The sequence below is a fragment of the Microbacterium shaanxiense genome (genome assembly GCF_054779995.1).
Genome location: NZ_BAAGXE010000002.1, coordinates 222,392 through 242,195, shown reverse-complemented (window position 1 = coordinate 242,195; position 19,804 = coordinate 222,392). Strand labels below are relative to the sequence as shown.

Sequence of the window (19,804 nt, the reverse complement as noted above, 5' to 3'; positions counted from 1 at the left end):
TCAATTCTCACTCCAGTACTCGTCCGCGACGCGCTGGATGCCTTCCAGGAACGGCATCGGGTCACCCGGGTTCGTCATGAACCCGGTGAACTCGTCGAGCGATGCGGTGAGGATCGGAGCCGGGGCCGCCTCGTAGTAGCGCAGGTAGAACTCGTACTTCGGGTCGGCGTACTCCTGGCCGATCTTCTGGAACTCTTCCGTCGCCGCGGTGGCGTTCGGGTTGAACGGCAGATTGCCCTGCTGCTCCGACCACGCGGTCTGCGCAGTCGTACCCATCCACCACTCCGAGTACTCCAGACCGAGGTCGCGCTGCGCCGACTTCTCGGGCACGCACGCCGGGGCGGTCTCGATCGCGACGGGGGTCGTCTCCTGCTCGGGGTTGACGTTGGGGATGGGGAACACGCCCCAGTCCGTTCCGCTCTCCAGGCCCACGGTGTCGAGCGTGCTCGAGTACCAGGTGCCGAACGGAATCATCGCCACCTCCTGGTCCTTGATCTGCGTCTCGGCCGGGGTCTTGGACCCGGGATCGGTGAAGTAGCCGCTCTCCTTCATGTCGAGCCAGATGTTCATGACCTCGACGACCTCGGGGTCGGTGAACTTCGCCTCGCCGGCGATGAGCGCGTTGTAGAGGTCGACGTCCGTCCCCGCCGTGAGGATCTGGAACCATACGAACGCCCAGGGGTTGCCGCCCGAGTTCCAGAACGGAGCGACTCCCGCGTCGACCAGCGTGTCAGCGGTGGTCATCATCTCGTCCCAGGTCGTGGGCACTTCGAGACCCAGATCGGCGAACGTGCGCTTGTCGTAGTACATCACCCAGTTGTCGACGCTGATCGGCGTGCAGTACTGGGCGCCGTCGATCGTGTAGAGGTCCTTGACCGATTCGCTGATGTTGCCGTCAGCGATGGCCTTGTCCCAGATCTCGGTGGTCTCGGCGACGAGACCCTCGGCGACCAGGTCCTCGAGCGACGAACCCGTGTGCCAGGTGAAGAGGCCCGGGGCCTTGTTCGACCGGAACGACTGCTTGATGAATGCCTGAAAGGCGTTCACGTCGGCATAGTAGGCGGGGTCGAGCGCAACATCGATGTCGTCTTTCGACACGGCGGAGAACTTCTCGAAGTCCCAGCTCTTGTCAGTGACGAAACTCAGTTCGTTCGACGACGCGGACGTGCTGGAGCATCCGGCGACGGACGCCACGATGATCAGGGCTGCGGCACCGGTGGCCGCTTTTCGTGAGAGCTTCAACGCGGAACTCCTTCGTTCGGGTTTCAAGGGGCGCGATCGAGCCGACCGCATTGATATCGTTACCAGAATCGGACACTAACACGATTTTCCCCCAAAGAGCAAGGCGCCGGCATCGCACGGAATCGCGATACCGGCCGCGGTCCGGGCCCGTATGCCGGGCGGGGAAACAAGGGCGATCCGAAGATTGTCGATACCATGACGGCATGTCCGCCCGCGCTGTGAAGAACCGGGGGGCGACCGCTCCCACTGTGCAAGACGTCGCAGCAGCAGCCGGCGTCTCCCCCATGACGGTGTCGCGCGTGCTGAGCGGGGGACCGAACGTCCGCCCCGAGAAGATCCAGGCGGTGATGGATGCCGCCGCCGCACTGGGCTACCGCCGCAACGAGAACGCCCGCAGCCTGCGACCAGGACAGCGCACCGGACTGCTGGGCGTCGTGATCACCAACGTCGCGAACCCCTACTATGCGCAGGTGCAGTTGGGCGTGGAGGAGATCGTCACGTCCGACGGGATGCGGCTTCTCGTGGGCAACAGCGGCGAGGACACGGAGCGCGAGCGCGCTCTGGTCAACGACTTCATCGGGCGCAAGGTGGACGGACTCATCGTGGTTCCCGCCGGCGGTGACGTGACGCATCTGCAGGCGGCGACCGCTGCCGGGGTCCCGCTCGTGCTGGCCTCGCGCCAGGTGGACGGCGTCGAGGCGGACGTCGTGCTCGTGGACGACGAGAGCGGAGCGCGAGACGGAACCGCGCACCTCCTCGCCGAGGGCCACCGTCGTATCGCCTTCCTCGGCAACCGCGTGTCGGTCTTCACCAGCCGGCGACGCCAGGAGGGGTTCGAGCGCGCGCATCGCGAGGCCGGCGTCGCCTTCGATCCTGCGCTGATCCGCGCCGGCCAGAACGATGACGTCGCCGCACACGACGTCATGATCGAATTGCTCGCCCTCGACGATCCGCCCACGGCGATCTTCAGCGCCAACAACCGCAACACCGTGGGCGTGCTCCGCGCACTGGCCGAGCACCGCAGTGCCGCCGACTCGATGCACATCGTCGCCTTCGACGACTTCGAGTTGTCGAGTCTCATGCCGTTCACGCTCTCTGTCATCGAGCACGACCCGCGCGAGCTCGGCCGTACCGCCGCGCGCATGGTCATGAGCCGGATGCAGGCGGATGACGAGCGGGAGTCGGAGATGATCCAGCTCCCCACCCGCTTCCGCAGATAGGGACCGCCGGATGCGGATCTCATTTTCGTGAGGTAGGTTGATATCGATACCAGTGCGATGGCGGCCCGAACTGAGGCGCGCGTCGAAGTCCGTAACGAAAGGCTGGCAACGATGCACCCCCTTCCCTCCGCTCGCGATGGCATGCCGATCACATCGGCGTACGATCGCACCCCCACGATCGATCTCCCCCGTGGCGAGCGCGTGCTCAGGGGCGACGATCTCTGGGAGTCGCTGCGCGGAGCCGCGACCGAGCACGGAGACCGACCGTTGGTCGCCATCGACACCTATCCAGGCACCGACCTGTCACTGCTGATCGATCAGGTGCGCGCCGCGATGCCCGGCTTCGAGATCATCGACATCGAGAGCGCGGCGCTCTCGACCGAGCGCTTGGAGACGTCGTTCCGTGAGAACCTCACCGATGACCGCGTCTTCGGTGTCATGTCGCACGCCACCGTCGAGGCCTTCTTCGATCAGGATGCCGTCGCCGCCATCAAGGTCGACGTGCAGCAGCGTCGCGTCGGGACGGTGCTCGTCGGGTGGGGCGCCGCCACCGTCGCGGACGCCGACGTCACCGTGCTGGGCGAGCTGGCCCGATGGGAGATCCAGCAACGGTACCGGCGAGGCATGGCCAACTGGCACGCCGACAATGCCGACGAGGATCCCCTCCGCAAGATCAAGCGCGGCTTCTTCCTCGAATGGCGAGCAGCCGACCGGCACAAGCGACCTCTCTTCGACACCGTCGACTTCGTGCTCGATCTGAATCACCCGCATGATCCTTCGCTCATCTCCGGCGAGGCGTTCCGAGGCGCACTCGCCGCGGCGCCCACGCGTCCTTTCCGCGTCGCGCCGTACTTCGATCCCGGCGTGTGGGGCGGGCAGTGGATGAAGCAGGTGTGCGGTCTCGACGAGTCCGAGCCGAACTACGCCTGGTCGTTCGACGGGGTTCCGGAGGAGAACAGCCTGCTTCTGACCGACGGTGAGTCCACCTTCCAGATTCCGGCGATCGACCTCGTGTTCGCACACCCTCGCGAACTGCTCGGCGAGCGCACCTTCGCGCGCTTCGGGGCCGAGTTCCCCATCCGTTTCGATCTGCTCGACACCATGGGCGGCGGCAACCTCTCACTCCAGGTGCATCCGCTGACCGACTACATCCGCGACCGGTTCGGCATGTCGTACACCCAGGACGAGAGCTATTACATGCTCGACGCCGGCGACGATGCGCTCGTGTACCTCGGGCTGAAGACCGGCGTCGACCGTCAGCGCCTCACCGAGGATCTCTCCCGTGCCCAATCCGGCGAGATCTCGTTCCCCGCAGAGACCTACGTCAACACGTATCCGGCGAAGAAGCACGACCACTTCGCCATCCCCGCCGGCACCGTGCACTGCTCGGGGCGCAACTCGATGGTGCTCGAGATCTCGGCGACGCCGTACATCTTCACCTTCAAGATGTGGGATTGGGACCGCGTCGGCCTCGACGGCACGCCTCGCCCGATCCACCTCGAACACGCACTGGCCAACATCCAATGGGACCGCGAGACGGAGTGGACCAACGACAACCTCGTCGACCAGGTCGAGCCCGTAACCGAAGGCGACGGGTGGCGCGAGGAGCGCACCGGCCTGCACCACCTCGAGTTCATCGAGGTGCGCCGGCACTGGTTCACCGGCACCGCCCCTCACGACACGCAGGGTACGGTCAACGTGCTCAATCTCGTGGAAGGCTCCGAGGCCATCGTCGAGTCGCCGTCAGGCGCCTTCGAGCCCTTCGTCGTGCACTACGCCGAGACGTTCATCGTGCCGGCGGCCGTCGGCGCGTACACGATCCGTCCCCACGGAGCCGGCATCGGCGAGCCGCACGCGACGGTGAAGGCCTTCGTGCGCGGCACGACCCGGTCGGCAGCTGACACCGGGTTGCCGACTATCGCTTGAGAAGCTCACACGCGTAGCCCGGATGCATCACCCCACCCGGACGAAGACCCCGAGCCCGTTCGGCTCCTGCCCCTCGGCCGGGAACTTGTTGAAGTACGTCAGAGTGACCCCGGTGATCTGCGCGCCCTCGCGGACGAAGACCGCCGAGGAGAGTGACCCGGGCAGCGCGTTCTCACCCGTCGGCACGAACGACAGCGTGTCTCCGTCCCACGGATCGAGCTCGAACGTGTAGCCGCCCTCCGGCCCGAGTGCGCCGGTGAGGGTGCCGTTCTCCTCAGTCACGACGAAGTCGCCGAAGTAGGGGCTCGTGTACGTTCCGACGTAGTCGCCGGCCGGGGCCGCTGCCGCGGCATCCGCCGGGGGCTCCTCGTCCACGAGGTCGCCTGCGGGGTCGGAGAAGTGCGCGAAGACGGTGGGCCAGATGTCCAACCAGGGTCGCGTCTCCTCTCCGAACTGCACGAGGTCGACGAACTCCGACGCGATCGCCTCCGGGACTCCCGACGGTGCTCCATTCGTCAGTACGACGATCCCCACGTTCAGATCGGGGATCATCGTGGCGTTGGTGGCGGTACCCCAGCCGAAGGCGCCGGAATGGCTGATGCTCACACGACCGGTCACGGTCGCACCGACGTTCATGCCGAAGCCGTAGTGCGAGGTGCGCGTCGTCAGGTTCTTGGCGTCTCCACCGGTGATCGAATGGGCCGAGTAGGTCTTCGCGAGCACGAGCGGGTCGATGAACTCCTCGCCGTCGACCTCGCCGTTCGCCAGCACCATGTTCATCCACTTCGCGATGTCGCCGGCAGTGGAGGCGACACCGCCGGCCGGAGCCTCGGCATCAGCATCGCGGTCGAACAACTGCTCGTACACGCCCTCGCCGGTACGCGCGTGCATCGCCGCGCGATCATCGACCGCGAGATAGTCGTCATGGACCGTGGTCGTCGAGGTCATGCCGAGCGGCTCGAACAACAGCTCGTGCGCGGTCTCTGCCCACGTCTGCCCGCGCGACGCCGCGACCGCCTCGCCACCCACCGTCAGTCCGAAGTTGGAGTACTGGTAGGTGTCGCGGAACGACGCCAGAGGAATCTGGTCCATGTGGGCCATGATGTAGTCGACATCGAAGCCGATGTCCTCGAGGTCATCGCCGCCACCGGTCGGAATGCCAGTGCGGTGCGAGAAGTAGTCGCCGATCTTCGCATGAGCGGTCACGTACGGATCCTTCAGCGCGAAGTCGGGAAGATACTCGACGACCGGATCGTCCCACGACAGATCGGCGTCTTCGGTTATCGCCTTGGCCACGATGCTCGACGAGAGCGGCTTGGACAAGGACGCGATCTGGAAGACGGTGTCGGCATCGACAGGATCCTGCGTCGTCATGTCGCGCACACCGTATCCCTCTTCGAACACGACCTCGCCGTTCGAGACGACCGCGACGGCCGCGCCGGGCACCCCGGTCTGTTCGAGCGCCTTCTCGACGAACTCCGGGAGCGCGTCGACGGCCGCGGCCACCGCGGTATCGCGATCCGTGTAGAGATCGACGGCATCCTGGCTGGGCTCATCACCGAGTACGACAGCGGGACCGCTCGACGACGACCCCTCTGCATCACCCGCCGTGCACGCCGTGATCCCGAACGTGAGTGCCGCCACCGTCGAGACGGCGACGACGCGTGCGATGCCCTTTTTCGTGCTGCTCATGGTTCTCATGTCGCTGCTTCCGATAGGCCGAACGTCGATGGAACGTTGGCGGCCCCCCGCGGCCTCGCACGTGCGCACGTACGAAGCCACGGCCCCGGGTCCCCACAGCATCAGTGTGCATGGACAGAAGAGGACAGGACAAGCTCCTCTTCCGGCCACGACCTCTAAAGGGCGTCCGGAAGCGGCCACATGCGCCATGATGGTCTCTACACGCGGTCGGAGGTGGACATGGAAGACAGGGCACTGCTCGAGCTGATCTACCGCAGCCGCCCGAGGACCGTGGCAGAACTCGCGACCGCCGCCCACGCAGATGAGAGCGAGACGACCGTCGCCGTCGCGCGACTTGCGCGAGAAGGCGCGCTCTCGTCGCATGACGGCATGATCGCCTACCCCACTCCGGCGACGTGGACCGCAGACGTCGTCGAACGCGAGGTGCGCACGATGCGGCAGACCACCGATGAGTTCGCCTCCCGGATCGAGTCGCTCGTCGCTGACCTGCCGGCCTTGCTGCGTCATTGGACAGTGGGCGAAGCATCCGGAGATCTCGTTCCCGTCTTCGTCCGGCACGGACCACAGGCGGCAGAGGATCTCTGGTACGACGTCGCGCGCGAGGGGAGCGACGCCGCCTGGGCGGTGCTTCCGGATCTCGAGCGCTATCTGCAGACCGACCCCGCGCGCGCGGGTCGTTTCGCGGAGATGTTCGCCGGCAAGAAATCGGTGCGAGCCCTGCTCCCGCGTTCGATGGCAGAGGATGCCCGACTGGTGGCGATCGCCGAGCGCTACGAGGCCGTCGGGGTGGAGTTCCGCGTTCTCGACGGCCTTCCGAGTTGGTTCTGGATCGACGGCGAGGTGGTCGCCCTGCCGATCGAATGGGGTGAGGGCTGGCCGACCAGTGTGATCGGTGTCCGCAACGCATCCCTCGCCGAATTGGGCCGAAGCCTGTTCCGCGAGCTCTGGCATCGCGGCGAGCCGCTCGGTGGGGTGGAGCAGTCGTGGGCGCCGCTGCTTGCGCTGATGAAACAGGGCGTCACGCTCGACGCGGCTTCGCGACGACTGGGGATCAACCCACGAACGGGTCGGCGGCGAATCGCTGCGGCGATGGAGCAGTACGGCGTCTCAACCTTGTTCGCCCTGGGCGTGGCGTGGGCAGCCGACGGGAAGCCCACCGCTCGCTGAGCCGCGGGTCCTCACGGCAGACACGTCCCGAACGTCGCACCCCGGTGCGAGAATGCCGATATGAAGCTCTCCGAGCTCGCAGACACTGCGGAGGCGGTCGCTGCCACATCGTCGCGACTGGCGAAGACCGATGCGCTCGCCCGGTTGATCGGGCGTGCCGAGACCGACGAGATCCCACCACTCATCGGCCTGCTGCTCGCCGCCCCTCGCCAGGGGCGCTTGGGCGTGGGATGGCGCGGCCTCACTGCGCTCGTGGTCGAACCCGCCACCGACCCGACCCTCACCATCGCCGATGTCGATCGTGCGCTCGACGCGCTCGCCTCGGCGTCCGGATCAGGCTCGGCCGCCGTCCGCACCGGCCTGCTCACCGACCTCGCTTCTCGCGCGACCGCCGCGGAGTGGGACTTCCTCGCTCGCGCGATGCTGGGCGAGCTGCGCACCGGAGCGCTGGGTGGCGTGCTGCTCGACGCGATAGCCCGCGCAGCCGACCGCCCTGTCGCGAGTGTGCGCCGCGCCGCGATGCTGTCCGGTGATCTCGGCGACACCGCGCTGGTCGCTCTGACCGGCACCGCCGAGGAACTCGATGCCGTCGGGCTGCAGGTCGGCCGGCCGGTGCTGCCGATGCTCGCCGGCACTGCTGCAACCGCGACGGTAGCTCTCGAGCTCACCGGCGAAGCATCCGTGGAGTACAAGCTCGACGGCGCCCGTATCCAGGTGCACCGCCACAGCGACGAGGTCGGCGTCTACACCCGCAGCCTCGCCGACATCACCCACCGCGTGCCTGAGATCGTCGAGATCGTGCGCGGCCTGCCCGCCACCGATTTCATCCTCGACGGAGAGACGCTCGCGCTCGACGAAGACGGCGGGCCTCGCCCCTTTCAGCAGACGATGTCGCGGTTCGGCGCCGACGTCGCCCGCGACGTCGTGCTGCGGCCGTGGTTCTTCGACCTGCTGCACGTCGACGGCCGCGACCTCATCGACGAACCTCTCTCCACGCGCCTCGAAGAACTCGAGCGCATCGCGGCGGAGTGGCGGATGCCGGGGATCGTCACCGCCGACGCGGATGCCGCCGAGCAGCTCTCCCGCGAGGCCCTCGCCGCCGGGCATGAGGGCGTGCTCGTCAAAGGGATCGGATCCACCTACACCGCGGGCCGGCGCGGCAAGTCATGGGTCAAGGTCAAGCCGGTGCTCACCTACGACCTCGTCGTGCTCGCCGCCGAATGGGGATCCGGACGAAGGCAGGGCACGCTCTCGAACCTGCACCTCGGTGCCTACGATCCAGACGGGGAGTTCGGCGAACCGGGCGGCTTCGTGATGGTCGGCAAGACTTTCAAGGGACTCACCGACGAACTGCTGCGGTGGCAGACCGACACCTTCCCGTCGTACGAGTCACGCCGCACGGCGAACACGGTCTTCCTGCGGCCCGAGTTGGTGGTCGAGATCGCGATCGACGGCGTGCAGAACTCACCCCGTTACCCCGGCGGCATCGCCCTCCGCTTCGCGCGCGTCAAGGGGTACCGCCCCGACAAGACCGCGGCAGAGGCCGACAGCATCCAGACCCTGCGCGCGCTGCTGCGCGGGTGAGTTACGCCTGGAAAGAAGACTTTCGGGGGTTCTCAGGCGCGAGAACCCCCGAAAGTCTTCTCCCATGCGGGGGCGCGCGCCGCCGTTAGGCTCACGGTGTGAGCACGGAGCCTGAGTACGAGATCGAGTTCCGCTGGAAGGAGCAGGTCTTCTACTGGGAGGGATCCCGCGGCCTGCACTTCGACGGCGGCTGGGGCGTACGGCCCTTCGTGACGTACTTCCCCAGCGCCGCACGATGGCCGGAAGTCGTCCCCGAGTGGGCGATCGGGAAACGCGACCTCGTGCTGCAACGCCTCATCGACGACGGCCCGACCCATCGCGTCGAAGTGACGGATGTCTACAGCTACCCGGTCGGCGTGACCAGGTGACGACCGCACAGACGCGGCGAGAGCCCCCGGCGCTACTCCTGCTTGCTGAACGCCCCGCGCAGCACCAGGTACACGACCACGGCGACGACGGCGACGAGGGCGAGCTTGGCGATGAACCACAGCACCGAGAACAGCGCGCTGACCACGAACCACGCGACGATGACCGCGACCACGACGCCGACGATGGTCCACACGTTGTTCTTGTTCATGCCTTCAGCCTAACCGCGCAGCATCCGGGCTTCACTGGGTGTCCAGTGCGCCGAAGCGCTCTGCCGACGCGACCTGCTGCGCCACGCGGCGCAGTGCCAGCAGCAGCGGCTCGACGAGCACCGAACCGAGCACGACGTATCTGACCGCCGCCTCCACTGACTCGGTCGGGACGCCGGCGATCTCGACATCCGCCACATCGCGCATGCTCTTGAGGTAGACCGGCAGCGCCCCGTTCGCCAGGTCGAACCCGGCGTTCTCGAGACCCTGCAGCGCGCGGGCGACGTCGTGAAGCACGGCATCGTCGCACATCCCCGGCTTCCATCCGAGCCCGGCGACCGCCTCCTGCGCGGCGGCGAGGTCGAGGGATTCATCGGCCGGCGGGGTGATCGCCGCGTGCGCCGTGCCGAGCAGCCGGTGGGCGTCCTCTGGCGGATCGTCCAGCGCATCGAGCACCCGACGCGTCTCGGCGATGCTGACCCCGGCCGTGATGAGGGCGCGGATGACGCGCAGCCGCTGCACGTGCGCCTCTCCGTACGCCGCCTGGGTCGGGGCGCTGCGCTCACCCTCCGGCAGCAGCCCTTCACGCAGGTAGTACTTGATCGTCGGCACCGGCACACCCGTCTGCGCCGACAGCTCAGAAATTCTCATGATCACCTCTTGACATCGATAGTAGCGCTATCCATTATGGATAGTGAAGCTATCCAGTAGGGAGGACGCCATGTCGAAAGTCGTCAACGGACGCATGACCCATCACCACGAGGGCGAGCTCGTCGTGTTCCACATCGGTATGCAGATCAACCGCTGGTGGCGGCCGGATCTCTGGGTGCCGGCATTCATGGCCATGCCCCGGATGCTGCGCGAGCTGTCCATGGACGAGGATTCCGGCCTCCTCGGGTACCAGCTGCTGTTCGGCAACGGCGGTCCGTACGTCGTGCAGTACTGGTCATCGATCGAGAAGCTCTACGCATATGCATCCGCGCCCTCGCAGGAGCATCGTCCGGCATGGACCGCGTTCAACAAGGCGGCCCGCAAGGCGCCGGGTGCCGTCGGCGTGTGGCACGAGACGTTCCTGGCCGAGCGCGCCGAGAGCGTCTACGTGTCGACCAGACCGATGGGGCTCGCGAAGGCCACCGAGCACGTCGCGGTGGGAAGGCGCCACGACCGTGCGCAGGCGCGCTTCGTGGACGGCCGAACTGCAGCGAGCGCGCCCACCGCTGGCGCCTCCGGCTAGCGCCGCTCGCCCGCCAGCGGCCAGCGGCCGGTGCGCTCGCGGAACCGGATCGCGTCGAACAGCGGCTCGACGGGGAAGATCCGCGGATTGATGCTGAACTTCACGCCGGACGCCGAGCGCACCCGGAAGCTCGGCTGCCCGTTGACCTGCCGCATCCGGTAGTCGACGATGTCGACGTACCTGATCACGTGCTCGCGCCCCAGGATCGTGCGGAAATGCACCTCGTCGGACCGGGCATCGACGTACCAGTTGTTGTACATGACCAGGAAGAACACCCCGCCGGCGGCGATCACGAGCGAGGCGATGCGCATCGGCAGCAGATCGGCCGTGTAGCGGGAGGTGAATGCGCTCAGCGCCAGAAGGAACCCGACCGCAAGCAGCAGCCATCCGGCGAGCGGGACGAAGATCGGCATCCGCACCCGGGACGGCGCCCGCTTGGACCGGTTCGGACGCTTCATCGCCCACCACACGCCGGCGGCGACGAGAAGGATCGCCAACGCGATCAGCGCGTACTTCAGGGCGAATGCGGACACCCCATGACTTTACGCGGTGGGCGCGCGCGTTCTACGCGGCGATCCCGTGCAGCAGCAGCTCGACCGTCACGCGGACGCGCTCCTCGCTCAGCGCACGCCCCTGCAGTGCGGCATACGACGCCGTCGCGACGAGCTGATCCGCGATGGCCTCGGCGTCGGCATCCGCGCGCACGTCGCCGGCCTCTTTCGCCGCCGCGATCCGCGCGACCACCCACCGGACGATCGGGCTCGCGAAGCGCTCGTTGAGAGCCGCGCCGAGCTCGGGATCCGTCGCCGTCACGGCGATCAGCGCGCGCGCGAGCGCGACGGACTCCGGCTCCCCCAGCCCGACCGAGGCCGCCGAGAACCAGGCGCGCAGGTCGGCCTCGAGGTCGTCGGTGACCGCCAGAGCGACGTCGCCACCGGGGAGCGAACCCTCGAGCAGCGCCTCACCGAGGATGGCCGCCTTCGACGGCCACCACCGGTAGATCGTCTGCTTCGCGACGTCCGCCTCAGCGGCGAGGCCCTCGATCGTCACCGCAGCGTAGCCCTCGCCCGCGATGGCGCGACGCATCGCGGCCAGCACCGCCTGGCGCGCTTTCTCACTACGAGGTCTCGGCACCGTTTCAGAGTATCGAGGAGTACGATGGAAGATAAGTAGACGCACCGTTGCGAAACACGGACGAAAGGGAGAATCATGGCACTGACCGCACACTCCACCATCGGCGAGTGGCTGAACGATCCGATCGGCGGCGAGCTCGTGCGCGGCATGCTCGCCCAGGCGGGTGCCGACGCCGACTCCCTCACGCCGGTGCTCGGGCTTCCCCTGCAGCAGATGGTCGTGCTCAGCCAGGGCGCGATGGCGCAGTCGGTCGTCGACGACCTCGTCCGCGCCGCGAACGACGGCGAGATGCCCGCCGACACCGAGCCGACCGGCTGGGTCGAGAAGACCACCCCCGGCCGCTTCGCCGGGAAGACGATCATCGTCACCGGCGCAGCATCCGGAATCGGCAAGGCGACCGCATCGCGCATCGCCCGCGAAGGCGGCCGCGTCGTCGCCGTCGACATCGCGGCCGACAAGCTCGACGCCTTCAAGGCAGAGCTCGCGGATGCCGACATCGTCACGGTCGCCGGCGACCTCACCAAGCAGGAATCGGTCGACGCGGTCGTCGCCGCCGCCGGGGAGAAGATCGACGGGCTCGCCAACGTCGCCGGCATCAACGACGACTTCTCGCCGGCGGGCGAGACTCCGGATGCCGTGTGGGACCGCGTGATCGCGATCAACCTCACCGCTCCGTTCAAGCTCATGCGCGCGGTGCTGCCCCTCATGGAGGCCGCCGGCCGCGGCGCGATCCTCAACGTCGCCAGCGAAGCGGGTCTGCGCGGCAACGCGTCGGGCAACGCCTACACGGCGAGCAAGCACGGCATCATCGGCGTCACCAAGTCGGCGGCGTTCATGTACGGGCCGAAGGGCATCCGCGTGAACTCGGTCGCTCCGGGCGGCGTGGCCACCGGCATCCCGATGCCGCCGAACATGTCCGAGGTCGGCTCTGCGCGACTCGCGCCGTTCCAGCAGGCCATCCCGACCGTCGCGACAGCCGAGCAGCTCGCCGCCTCGATCACGTTCCTTCTCTCGGACGACGCCGTGAACATCAACGGCGCGATCGTCGCGAGCGACGGCGGGTGGTCGGTGCAGTAAGCACCGCGCCCCCGCGGCCTCAGACGAGGTCGCGGGGGTTCGTGCCGTAGGCGGCGCGGTCGTCGGTCGGGCCCTCGGAGAACTTGAGGTTGTGCTCGACCTGCCGCGCGACGGCGGCTTCACGCCCCGCGGCGATCGCCTCCTTCTCCTTCTCGAAGCCGGGGCCGAGCGTGCGCGATTCGCCTTCGATGCGGTTGAACCACAGCCCGTCCTGGCGGAACGTCTCGATGTCTCCTGCAGCCATGTCGCCTTCCTCCGTCGTGGTGCTTCCTTCTTACGACGGCGCGGGCGACCAGCGAACCCCCTTGCCTGCGAGGCGGATGCCGACTAACGGCCGGGCGCCGGCGCTCCCGCCGCAGCCCGCACACCGGCGACCACCATCGCGAGCCCAGCGTCGAAGGCGTCGCCGTCGTCGTCGATCTGCGAAGGCGTGAGATCGGCCGAGGCATCCGCCGCGCCCACCACAGCCGCATGCACGCGCTGCTGTTCGTGGAACGTGTAGCCGATCACGTAGTGCACGACGGTGTCGGCCGCGATCCGCGCCGACACCGCGTCGAGTCCCGAGGCTTCCGCTGCCGCCACGAGTCGCATCCGGCTCGGCAGCTCCAGCAGCCCGAGCGCGAGTGAGCTCGACACGAGCTCCGCACCGTCGCGGTGCGCGAGTAGCCTCTCGCGCAGGCCCGTCGCGATGGCGGCGAGGTCTGCGTCAGCATCCGAATCACCCAGCGCGACGACCCGCGCGCTGACCGCCGCGAGCAGGCTCTGCTTGTTCGGGAAGTGCCAGTACAGCGCGCTGACCTGCACGTCGAGCACGTCCGCGATCCGCCGCATCGACAGGCCGGGCAGTCCGTTCTCGGCGAGCACCCGCATCGCGGCGTCGACGACGCCGGTGCGGTCATTACGGGCGGATGCAGGCACGGCGTTCATCCTGCTACTCTACAGAACACCGTTCAGGTGAACACTGTTCTAGTGAGCACTGTTCTAGTGAGCACTGTTCAGGAAGTTCCCCCAAGGAGACCGATGTCAACCGCAACAGCCCCGCGCCGCACCTTCCCGGTGCTGGCAGACCTCATTCCCGGCGCACGAGTGCGCGACGTCGTCCTGACGATCATCGGCACGGCGTTCATCACCGTGGCCGGCTACATCGCGATCCCACTGCCGTTCACGCCGATCCCGATCTCCCTCGCCACCTTCGCGGTGCTGCTGACCGGTGCGGCGCTCGGCCCGCTCCGGGGGTCGGCGAGCGCAGGGCTCTACCTCGTGCTGGGCCTCGTCGGTGTGCCGCTGTTCGCGCACGGTGAAGCCGGCTGGGCGTTCTCGTCGTTCGGCTACATCGTGGGCTACGTCGTCGCGGCGTTGATCGTCGGTGCGCTCGCCCGGCGGCGATCCGACCGTTCGGTCTGGTCGACGCTCGGCCTCGCCGCGATCGGGTCACTCACGATCTACGCCTTTGGAGTGCCGTGGCTTGCCGCTTTCGCTGGCATCGACCTCGTCACGGCATTCACCCTCGGCGTGCTGCCCTTCCTCATCGGCGATGCCGTGAAGATCGTCGCGATGGCGGGCCTGCTGCCCGCGACCTGGCGCCTCGTTGACCGGTCGGGAGAGCGCAGCTGATCCGCTGACCATGACCGGTGGATGCCGGATGCGCGCAGCATCCGTCCGCGCCCACGCAGAACGGGGCCGCCCGAAGCATCTGGCTTCGAACGGCCCCGTTCTTCATCGTCAGCGCGCCTCTTCCGGCACCGCCTCGATGTCGTTGCTGCTCGTCTCCGGGCCGAAGGCCAGAGCGACGAGGGTGAGGATCGTGAGCACCAGCAGGTACACGACGATGATCCACCAGTGCCCGACCGCGGCGAGCAGCGCGGTCGCGATCAGCGGGAGGAATCCTCCCGCGAGCACGGATCCGATCTCTCGGGCGAAAGCGAACCCGGACAATCGCGTGCGGGTGTCGAACAGCTCGGCGAAGTAGGCCGCCTGCGGGGCGAGCATCGCCGGGTACAGCACTCCGAGCCCGACGACGAACCCGAGCACCAGAAGCGGGGGCGACATCGTCTCGACGAGCATGAAGAACGGCACGAGCCAGACGATCGAGGCGATCGCTCCTCCTGCGTACACGGGGCGACGACCGACTCTGTCGCTCAGCGCCGCCCACAGCGGGATCGCGATCACCTGCACGACCGAGGCGATCACCACGGCCATCAGTGTGACCGAGGTCGGCACACCGAGCGAGTTCACCGCGAAGCCGACGGCGAAGACCGGGAACAGGTACGCGAACCCGTTCTCCGCGAACCGCGCGCCGACGACGACCAGGAAGTTCCGCGGGTGGCGGCGGATGGCTTCGAACACCGGGATCTTCGTCTGCTTGGCGACGCCCTGCGCTTCGGCCTTGACCGCTTCCTCGTAGGCGGGGGTCTCATCGATCGTCCGGCGGATGAAGTACCCGACGACGAGCAGGAGAGCCCCGAGCAGGAACGGCACGCGCCAGCCCCACGCCTGGAAGTCCTCCTCCGAGAGGATGGTCGTCATCAGCTGGAACACGCCCGTCGACAGCAGCGTCGCGACAGCGAAACCCATCGGCGCCCATGCCCCGGCGAGACCGCGACGGCGCTGGTCGCCGTGCTCGACCGAGAGCACGACAGCACCCGCGTACTCGCCACCGGCACCGAAGCCCTGCAGAAGGCGCAGCACGATCAGCATGATCGGCGCGCCGACCCCGATCGCCGCGTATGTGGGGAGGACGCCGATCAGCGTGGTCGCGATCCCCATCAGGACGATGGTGAAGACGAGCATCTTCTTGCGACCCACCTTGTCGCCCATGTTGCCGAGGATGATCCCGCCGAACGGACGGGCGAGGAAGCCCACCGCGTACGTCGCGAACGCCGCCAGGGTTCCCACGACGGGATCCGTCCCCGGGAAGAACTGCGAGTTGAGCACGAGTGCCGCCGCGGTCCCGTAGATCAGGAAGTCGTACCACTCGAGGGTGGTGCCCACGAGCGCGGCGATGCCGGCCTTCCTCGCCTGTTTGCGCTGCGCCGCCGTTGGCGCAGCAGTGGTGGTTACTGTCACTGGTCCATCTCCTTCGTTGGTTGAGGGAACTCCTGGTCGCATCACTGCGACCTCAGGAAGCAGGGCGACGCAGCACGGCGCCCTTCTGAATCGGTCCGACGAGCGCCGCATACTGTCCGAGCCAGCCGCGTTCGACGCGGGAATCTCCGGCGCGCACCGGCGCCCCGTTCCGCGCGGGGTCGGCGTCGATGCGGCGGGCGTCGAGGTCGATGCGGATGAGATCGCCCTGCTCGATACCGGCGAGAGGTCCGCCGTCGGCGGCTTCGGGCATGACCTGGCCGACGACGAGGCCGTGGTTGAGACCGGACAGCTCGCCGTCGGTGACGACAGCGACCTGACCGCCGAGCCCCGCCCCGTTCAGCGCCGCCACGAAACTCGCGGCGAACACGGTGCCGGGGCCGCCCCTCGGGCCCATGCCGCGGAGCACGATGACGTCGCCGGGGTGGATCTCGCCCGCGCCGAGCGCGTCGATGGCGTCGTCCTCAGCGGTGAAGACGACCGCGGGGCCGTCGAACTGACGCCGCGCCGCACCGACGCCGGCGACCTTGACGATCGCGCCGTCCGGAGCCACGGATCCGCGGAGGATGATGAGACCGGGCTCCGGCTTCACCGGATCGTCGAGCGTGTGCAGCACGTCGCCGTCGGCATCGCGCGCACGCTCTGCGCGTTCGGCGACGCTGACGCCCTCGACAGTGAGCGCCGAACCGTGCAGTCGCGGCATCAGCGTGCGCAGCACGGTCTGCACCCCGCCGATCTCATCGAGATCCCAGACCTGGTGCGCGCCGTTCGGGCGGATGGCGGCGAGCTGCACGGCATCGCGCCCCTTCTGCTCGAACAGTGCGACGACATCCTGATCGAGATCGGCCTCGGCCGAGATCGCGGTGAGATGGCGGACGCAGTTGACGGACCCTCCCAGGGCGAGCGCGACCTCCACCGCGTTCTCGATCGACTCGGCGGTGATGATCTGACGGGCGGTGATGCCCTCGGTGACCATGTCGACGATGCGATGACCGGCCGCTGTCGCGTTGCCGAGCATCTGCTCGGAGTTCGCGCGGGTCGGAGCGGAGCCGGCCACCGTCATCCCGAGCGCTTCGGCGATGCAGTGCATCGTGTTCGCGGTGGCCAGTCCCGCGCAGACCCCCGGTCCTTGGATCGCCGAGTCGGCGAGATCGCCGAGCTGCGGCGCCGTCATCTCACCGGCGGAGATCGCGCCCACCGACTCGTAGACCGTGTCGATGTCGACCGAGCAGCCGTTCCAGGTGCCGCCGCGCTGGTATCCGCCGATCACGACGATGCTCGGCAGGTCGAGCCGTGCGGCCGCCATCAAGTGGGCGGGCGTGGTCTTGTCGCACGAGGAGAGGAACACGATGCCGTCGAGCACGGCACCCTCCACCGCGGCCTCGACGTCGTTGACGATCAGGTCTCGCGTCGGCATCAGGTAGCGGCCCTTCCGGCCCGCGCTGGTGACGAAGTCGCTGGGGGCGGTCGTGCGGATCTCGAAGGGCAGGCCGCCCGCTTCGCGAATGGCGTCGGCCACGCGCACCGCCACGTCGTCGAGGTGCGCGAAGCACACCGACAGCTTGGACGAGGTGTTCACGATCGCGATCTTGGGCTTGTCCTGATCCGCGAGGGGAATGCCCATGGCACTCCACTGCGCGCGCCGGACCGCCCATCTCGTGGTGCCGGGTGTGAAGTTGCTCCGCAGCGTCTCGGTCGGTGTCGCCTGGCTCATCGTCGAACTTCTTCCTTGTCGGTTGCCGGGGCATCAACGCTCAGCGCGCTGCCCTCGGCGATCATTCTGGTGGCGACCTCGCGTCCGTCGAGGTCTCGGTATGCGCGGCCGGTGCTCAGGGAGAGCAGCGTCGCCTGGGCGGCGGCGTGACCGTATTCGAAGCATTGCGCGGTGACCCGCGCGGATGCGAGCGCCTCATGCTCGGCGCTCAGGCAGCGACCGGCGACGATGACGTTCTCGCCCGTCACCGGCACGAGGGTGCCGTAGGGCACGTCGTAGTAGTCGTCGAGGATCCAGTGCAGCTTCGGCCGCTCGCCGTCGTGGAGCTCGATCGGCCACGGCGACCGGCAGATCCCGTCGGCCGCCTTGCGCGCGCCCACGACATCATCGTTCGTGAGCGTCGCGATGCCCTCGACGGTGCGCGTCTGACGGATGCCGACCTCCACGCCCGTGTCGACGACGAAGACATCGCGGCAACCGGGGACGTTCCGGCGCAGGAACGCCTCATACGCCCGCACCTGCTCGCGACCCCGCACCTCGGCGCTCGTGAAGTCGGCCGGGTCGATCACGTTGAGCACTCGCCCGGCGTCGCCGATCAACCGGGTGGCGTTCACGAGCAGCTCATCCGGGCGACCGGTGTCGAACATCCAGATCTTGTCGCGCGGAAGCTCCATGCCTGCGACCCGCGCCTCCCTGATCCGGTCGGAGACCCACGGGGGGCTGATCGTGTCGTCGCCCCACGCGTCCCAGAAGGCCGGAAGATCGACATTGCCGAGCCGGAAGAACATGGTGGGGTTCTGGATGCGGCCGTTGGCACCGAACCGGTACGAACCGCCTCCGCGGGCCACGACGGCGGCGTCACCCGAGGCATCGATGATGCGTGCGGCACGCACGACGCCCAGGCCCGCGTTGGAGGCGACGACCACGCCCTGATACACGTCGGCGTCCTTGATGACCCCGACGACATCGGTGTGGAACAGGATCTCGACGCCGGCGCGGGTGAGCAGCGCATCCGCCGTCTCGCGCCATTTCAGCGGGTCGTGCGCGCTGGTGTACGTCTTGCCGTACTTCTGGGGAACCGTGAGCCCGCCGCGCTGCCGCAGCTCGCCGGCGAAGCGCTCCGTGAAGCCCTGGACGACCTGTTCGGGCGCGGCGCCGGAGTCGGACGCGAGGTACATGCCGCAGATGGTCCCCGACATTCCCGCGACGGCCGCGCCACCGGCGAAGCCGTACTTCTCGAGGATCAGCACGCGCGCTCCGGCTTCGCCGGCGACCGTGGCGGCTGCGACGCCCGCGGCGCCGGCTCCGACGACGAGCACGTCGACGTCGGCGATCACCGGCAGGCGATCCGTGTCGATGACGGGTGTGGTGAGGCTCCAATGCCCAACTGAGATATCAGTCATGTATTAAACGTACATCGGTTGTTCGACTACTGTCTATAAGGGAGGCGAAAATGGCTGGGAACATGACCGATGACGCGTTCGAGAAGATCGAGCGGATGATCGTCCTGCAGGAGATCGCACCGGGGAGCCTGATCTCCGAGAAGCAGCTCACCGAGGCGACCGGCATCGGGCGCACACCGGTGCGCGAGGCCCTCCAACGCCTCGCGCGGGACCGGATGGTGGAGATCCACCCGCAACGAGGTGTTCTCGTCCCCCCGAGCAGCATCGAAGCCCAGCTGAAGCTGCTCGAACTGCGGCGCAATCTCGAGCCATTCGCCGTGCGACTGGCGGCGGAGCGCGCCTCGGCCGAGCAGCGAGACCGGGCCACCGCCCTCATGACGCGCGCCCGTTCGCTCGACATACCGCTCGAGGACTTCCCCCAGTTCCTGCGCGATGCGCACGACCTCATCGTCGCCGCGGCGCACAACGAATTCCTGTCCGTGGCGATGGCCCCACTGCAGGGACTATCCAGACGGTTCTGGTTCTCGCACCTGTCGCAGCCTGTCGCAGACGTCGCCGAAGCGGCGACCCTGCACGCGGCGGTGCTGGATGCGGTCGCCGGTGGCGATGTGGATGCCGCCGCAGAGGCGTCGCTCGCCCTCAACGACTACCTCGTCCGGTTCGCGTACGCGACTCTTCCTCAGCAGGGCGGCGCCCTCTAGTCCGGTCGTGCAGCAGGGGTGCTCGTCCCCGCCGATCGCTGC

The 19,804-nt window shown here is 68.0% G+C and carries 20 protein-coding genes; 9 read left to right on the top strand and 11 right to left on the bottom strand.

Features of this window, described 5'->3' with window-relative positions; translation table 11 throughout:
- Nucleotides 1-1,242, bottom strand: a complete 1,242-nt coding sequence (locus ACYVG2_RS06080; RefSeq protein ID WP_460780147.1) for an ABC transporter substrate-binding protein — start codon at nucleotides 1,240-1,242, stop codon at nucleotides 1-3.
- Nucleotides 1,243-1,445: 203 nt separating this feature from the next.
- Here ACYVG2_RS06080 and ACYVG2_RS06075 point away from each other — a divergent pair, with 203 nt between their 5' ends.
- Both ACYVG2_RS06075 and ACYVG2_RS06070 read left to right on the top strand, forming a co-directional pair.
- Nucleotides 1,446-2,462 (top strand): LacI family DNA-binding transcriptional regulator, encoded by a 1,017-nt coding sequence (locus ACYVG2_RS06075; RefSeq protein WP_460780146.1) that lies wholly within the window; start codon nucleotides 1,446-1,448, stop codon nucleotides 2,460-2,462.
- A gap of 141 nt (nucleotides 2,463-2,603) precedes the next feature.
- Nucleotides 2,604-4,388 carry a class I mannose-6-phosphate isomerase gene (locus ACYVG2_RS06070; RefSeq protein WP_460780145.1) on the top strand — a complete coding sequence of 595 codons (1,785 nt, stop codon included), beginning with the start codon at nucleotides 2,604-2,606 and terminating at the stop codon, nucleotides 4,386-4,388.
- A 27-nt stretch (nucleotides 4,389-4,415) separates the two neighbouring features.
- Here ACYVG2_RS06070 and ACYVG2_RS06065 read toward each other — a convergent pair whose 3' ends face one another.
- Nucleotides 4,416-6,080 (bottom strand): serine hydrolase, encoded by a 1,665-nt coding sequence (locus tag ACYVG2_RS06065; protein ID WP_460780144.1) that lies wholly within the window; start codon nucleotides 6,078-6,080, stop codon nucleotides 4,416-4,418.
- 228 nt (nucleotides 6,081-6,308) lie between these two features.
- On the opposite strand from ACYVG2_RS06065, the gene ACYVG2_RS06060 reads away from it, so the two are divergent.
- From ACYVG2_RS06060 to ACYVG2_RS06050, 3 genes are all read left to right on the top strand, one after another.
- The gene (locus ACYVG2_RS06060) at nucleotides 6,309-7,256 is read left to right on the top strand and encodes a hypothetical protein (RefSeq protein WP_460780143.1); all 948 of its coding nucleotides are present in this window, start codon (nucleotides 6,309-6,311) and stop codon (nucleotides 7,254-7,256) included.
- A gap of 60 nt (nucleotides 7,257-7,316) precedes the next feature.
- Entirely contained in the window at nucleotides 7,317-8,840 is a 1,524-nt protein-coding gene (locus ACYVG2_RS06055) for an ATP-dependent DNA ligase (protein WP_460780142.1), read from the top strand.
- 98 nt (nucleotides 8,841-8,938) lie between these two features.
- Entirely contained in the window at nucleotides 8,939-9,208 is a 270-nt protein-coding gene (locus ACYVG2_RS06050) for a hypothetical protein (protein ID WP_460780141.1), read from the top strand.
- A gap of 32 nt (nucleotides 9,209-9,240) precedes the next feature.
- Here ACYVG2_RS06050 and ACYVG2_RS06045 read toward each other — a convergent pair whose 3' ends face one another.
- Nucleotides 9,241-9,417, bottom strand: a complete 177-nt coding sequence (locus tag ACYVG2_RS06045; RefSeq protein ID WP_448966976.1) for a hypothetical protein — start codon at nucleotides 9,415-9,417, stop codon at nucleotides 9,241-9,243.
- Between the two features lie 31 nt (nucleotides 9,418-9,448).
- Complete coding sequence (locus ACYVG2_RS06040) at nucleotides 9,449-10,066, bottom strand: MerR family transcriptional regulator (protein WP_460780140.1); 618 nt, start codon at nucleotides 10,064-10,066, stop codon at nucleotides 9,449-9,451.
- A gap of 70 nt (nucleotides 10,067-10,136) precedes the next feature.
- On the opposite strand from ACYVG2_RS06040, the gene ACYVG2_RS06035 reads away from it, so the two are divergent.
- Nucleotides 10,137-10,649 carry a DUF4188 domain-containing protein gene (locus tag ACYVG2_RS06035; protein WP_460780139.1) on the top strand — a complete coding sequence of 171 codons (513 nt, stop codon included), beginning with the start codon at nucleotides 10,137-10,139 and terminating at the stop codon, nucleotides 10,647-10,649.
- On the opposite strand, the gene ACYVG2_RS06030 is transcribed toward ACYVG2_RS06035, so the two are convergent.
- A complete protein-coding gene (locus ACYVG2_RS06030) occupies nucleotides 10,646-11,182 on the bottom strand; it encodes a hypothetical protein (protein ID WP_460780138.1) in 537 nt (178 codons plus the stop codon). The genes ACYVG2_RS06035 and ACYVG2_RS06030 overlap by 4 nt on opposite strands.
- 31 nt (nucleotides 11,183-11,213) lie before the next feature.
- Entirely contained in the window at nucleotides 11,214-11,783 is a 570-nt protein-coding gene (locus tag ACYVG2_RS06025; protein WP_460780137.1) for a TetR/AcrR family transcriptional regulator, read from the bottom strand.
- Nucleotides 11,784-11,858: 75 nt separating this feature from the next.
- On the opposite strand from ACYVG2_RS06025, the gene ACYVG2_RS06020 reads away from it, so the two are divergent.
- The gene (locus tag ACYVG2_RS06020) at nucleotides 11,859-12,860 is read left to right on the top strand and encodes an SDR family NAD(P)-dependent oxidoreductase (RefSeq protein ID WP_460780136.1); all 1,002 of its coding nucleotides are present in this window, start codon (nucleotides 11,859-11,861) and stop codon (nucleotides 12,858-12,860) included.
- 19 nt (nucleotides 12,861-12,879) lie between these two features.
- Here ACYVG2_RS06020 and ACYVG2_RS06015 read toward each other — a convergent pair whose 3' ends face one another.
- Both ACYVG2_RS06015 and ACYVG2_RS06010 read right to left on the bottom strand, forming a co-directional pair.
- On the bottom strand, nucleotides 12,880-13,104 hold the full coding sequence (locus tag ACYVG2_RS06015) for a DUF2188 domain-containing protein (RefSeq protein WP_448966983.1): 225 nt from the start codon (nucleotides 13,102-13,104) through the stop codon (nucleotides 12,880-12,882).
- An 83-nt stretch (nucleotides 13,105-13,187) separates the two neighbouring features.
- Complete coding sequence (locus ACYVG2_RS06010) at nucleotides 13,188-13,787, bottom strand: TetR family transcriptional regulator (RefSeq protein WP_460780135.1); 600 nt, start codon at nucleotides 13,785-13,787, stop codon at nucleotides 13,188-13,190.
- A 93-nt stretch (nucleotides 13,788-13,880) separates the two neighbouring features.
- On the opposite strand from ACYVG2_RS06010, the gene ACYVG2_RS06005 reads away from it, so the two are divergent.
- A complete protein-coding gene (locus ACYVG2_RS06005; protein WP_460780134.1) occupies nucleotides 13,881-14,474 on the top strand; it encodes a biotin transporter BioY in 594 nt (197 codons plus the stop codon).
- Between the two features lie 108 nt (nucleotides 14,475-14,582).
- On the opposite strand, the gene ACYVG2_RS06000 is transcribed toward ACYVG2_RS06005, so the two are convergent.
- Genes ACYVG2_RS06000 through ACYVG2_RS05990 form a run of 3 tightly spaced genes read right to left on the bottom strand, consistent with a single transcriptional unit; the run spans nucleotide 14,583 to nucleotide 19,061 of the window.
- Nucleotides 14,583-15,926 carry an MFS transporter gene (locus tag ACYVG2_RS06000; RefSeq protein WP_460780133.1) on the bottom strand — a complete coding sequence of 448 codons (1,344 nt, stop codon included), beginning with the start codon at nucleotides 15,924-15,926 and terminating at the stop codon, nucleotides 14,583-14,585.
- Between the two features lie 52 nt (nucleotides 15,927-15,978).
- On the bottom strand, nucleotides 15,979-17,658 hold the full coding sequence (gene ilvD / locus ACYVG2_RS05995; RefSeq protein WP_460780132.1) for a dihydroxy-acid dehydratase: 1,680 nt from the start codon (nucleotides 17,656-17,658) through the stop codon (nucleotides 15,979-15,981).
- Nucleotides 17,655-19,061, bottom strand: a complete 1,407-nt coding sequence (locus ACYVG2_RS05990; RefSeq protein WP_460780131.1) for an FAD-dependent oxidoreductase — start codon at nucleotides 19,059-19,061, stop codon at nucleotides 17,655-17,657. The genes ilvD and ACYVG2_RS05990 overlap by 4 nt, the downstream gene beginning before the upstream one ends.
- A 62-nt stretch (nucleotides 19,062-19,123) precedes the next feature.
- Between ACYVG2_RS05990 and ACYVG2_RS05985 the strand changes: the two genes are divergently transcribed.
- The gene (locus ACYVG2_RS05985; RefSeq protein ID WP_460780130.1) at nucleotides 19,124-19,762 is read left to right on the top strand and encodes a GntR family transcriptional regulator; all 639 of its coding nucleotides are present in this window, start codon (nucleotides 19,124-19,126) and stop codon (nucleotides 19,760-19,762) included.
- The last annotated feature ends 42 nt before the right edge of the window (nucleotides 19,763-19,804 follow it).

Excerpts from the sequence above, each read along its gene's own strand:
- ACYVG2_RS06020 (WP_460780136.1), top strand. The coding sequence starts at position 11,859 with ATGGCACTGACCGCACACTCCACCATCGGCGAGTGGCTGAACGATCCG.
- ACYVG2_RS06060 (WP_460780143.1), top strand. The coding sequence starts at position 6,309 with ATGGAAGACAGGGCACTGCTCGAGCTGATCTACCGCAGCCGCCCGAGG.
- ACYVG2_RS06045 (WP_448966976.1), bottom strand. The coding sequence starts at position 9,417 with ATGAACAAGAACAACGTGTGGACCATCGTCGGCGTCGTGGTCGCGGTC.
- ACYVG2_RS06005 (WP_460780134.1), top strand. The coding sequence starts at position 13,881 with ATGTCAACCGCAACAGCCCCGCGCCGCACCTTCCCGGTGCTGGCAGAC.
- ACYVG2_RS06010 (WP_460780135.1), bottom strand. The coding sequence starts at position 13,787 with ATGAACGCCGTGCCTGCATCCGCCCGTAATGACCGCACCGGCGTCGTC.
- ACYVG2_RS06040 (WP_460780140.1), bottom strand. The coding sequence starts at position 10,066 with ATGAGAATTTCTGAGCTGTCGGCGCAGACGGGTGTGCCGGTGCCGACG.
- ACYVG2_RS06075 (WP_460780146.1), top strand. The coding sequence starts at position 1,446 with ATGTCCGCCCGCGCTGTGAAGAACCGGGGGGCGACCGCTCCCACTGTG.
- ACYVG2_RS06070 (WP_460780145.1), top strand. The coding sequence starts at position 2,604 with ATGCCGATCACATCGGCGTACGATCGCACCCCCACGATCGATCTCCCC.
- ACYVG2_RS06055 (WP_460780142.1), top strand. The coding sequence starts at position 7,317 with ATGAAGCTCTCCGAGCTCGCAGACACTGCGGAGGCGGTCGCTGCCACA.
- ACYVG2_RS06065 (WP_460780144.1), bottom strand. The coding sequence starts at position 6,080 with ATGAGCAGCACGAAAAAGGGCATCGCACGCGTCGTCGCCGTCTCGACG.
- ilvD (WP_460780132.1), bottom strand. The coding sequence starts at position 17,658 with ATGAGCCAGGCGACACCGACCGAGACGCTGCGGAGCAACTTCACACCC.
- ACYVG2_RS05990 (WP_460780131.1), bottom strand. The coding sequence starts at position 19,061 with ATGACTGATATCTCAGTTGGGCATTGGAGCCTCACCACACCCGTCATC.
- ACYVG2_RS06015 (WP_448966983.1), bottom strand. The coding sequence starts at position 13,104 with ATGGCTGCAGGAGACATCGAGACGTTCCGCCAGGACGGGCTGTGGTTC.
- ACYVG2_RS06035 (WP_460780139.1), top strand. The coding sequence starts at position 10,137 with ATGTCGAAAGTCGTCAACGGACGCATGACCCATCACCACGAGGGCGAG.
- ACYVG2_RS05985 (WP_460780130.1), top strand. The coding sequence starts at position 19,124 with ATGACCGATGACGCGTTCGAGAAGATCGAGCGGATGATCGTCCTGCAG.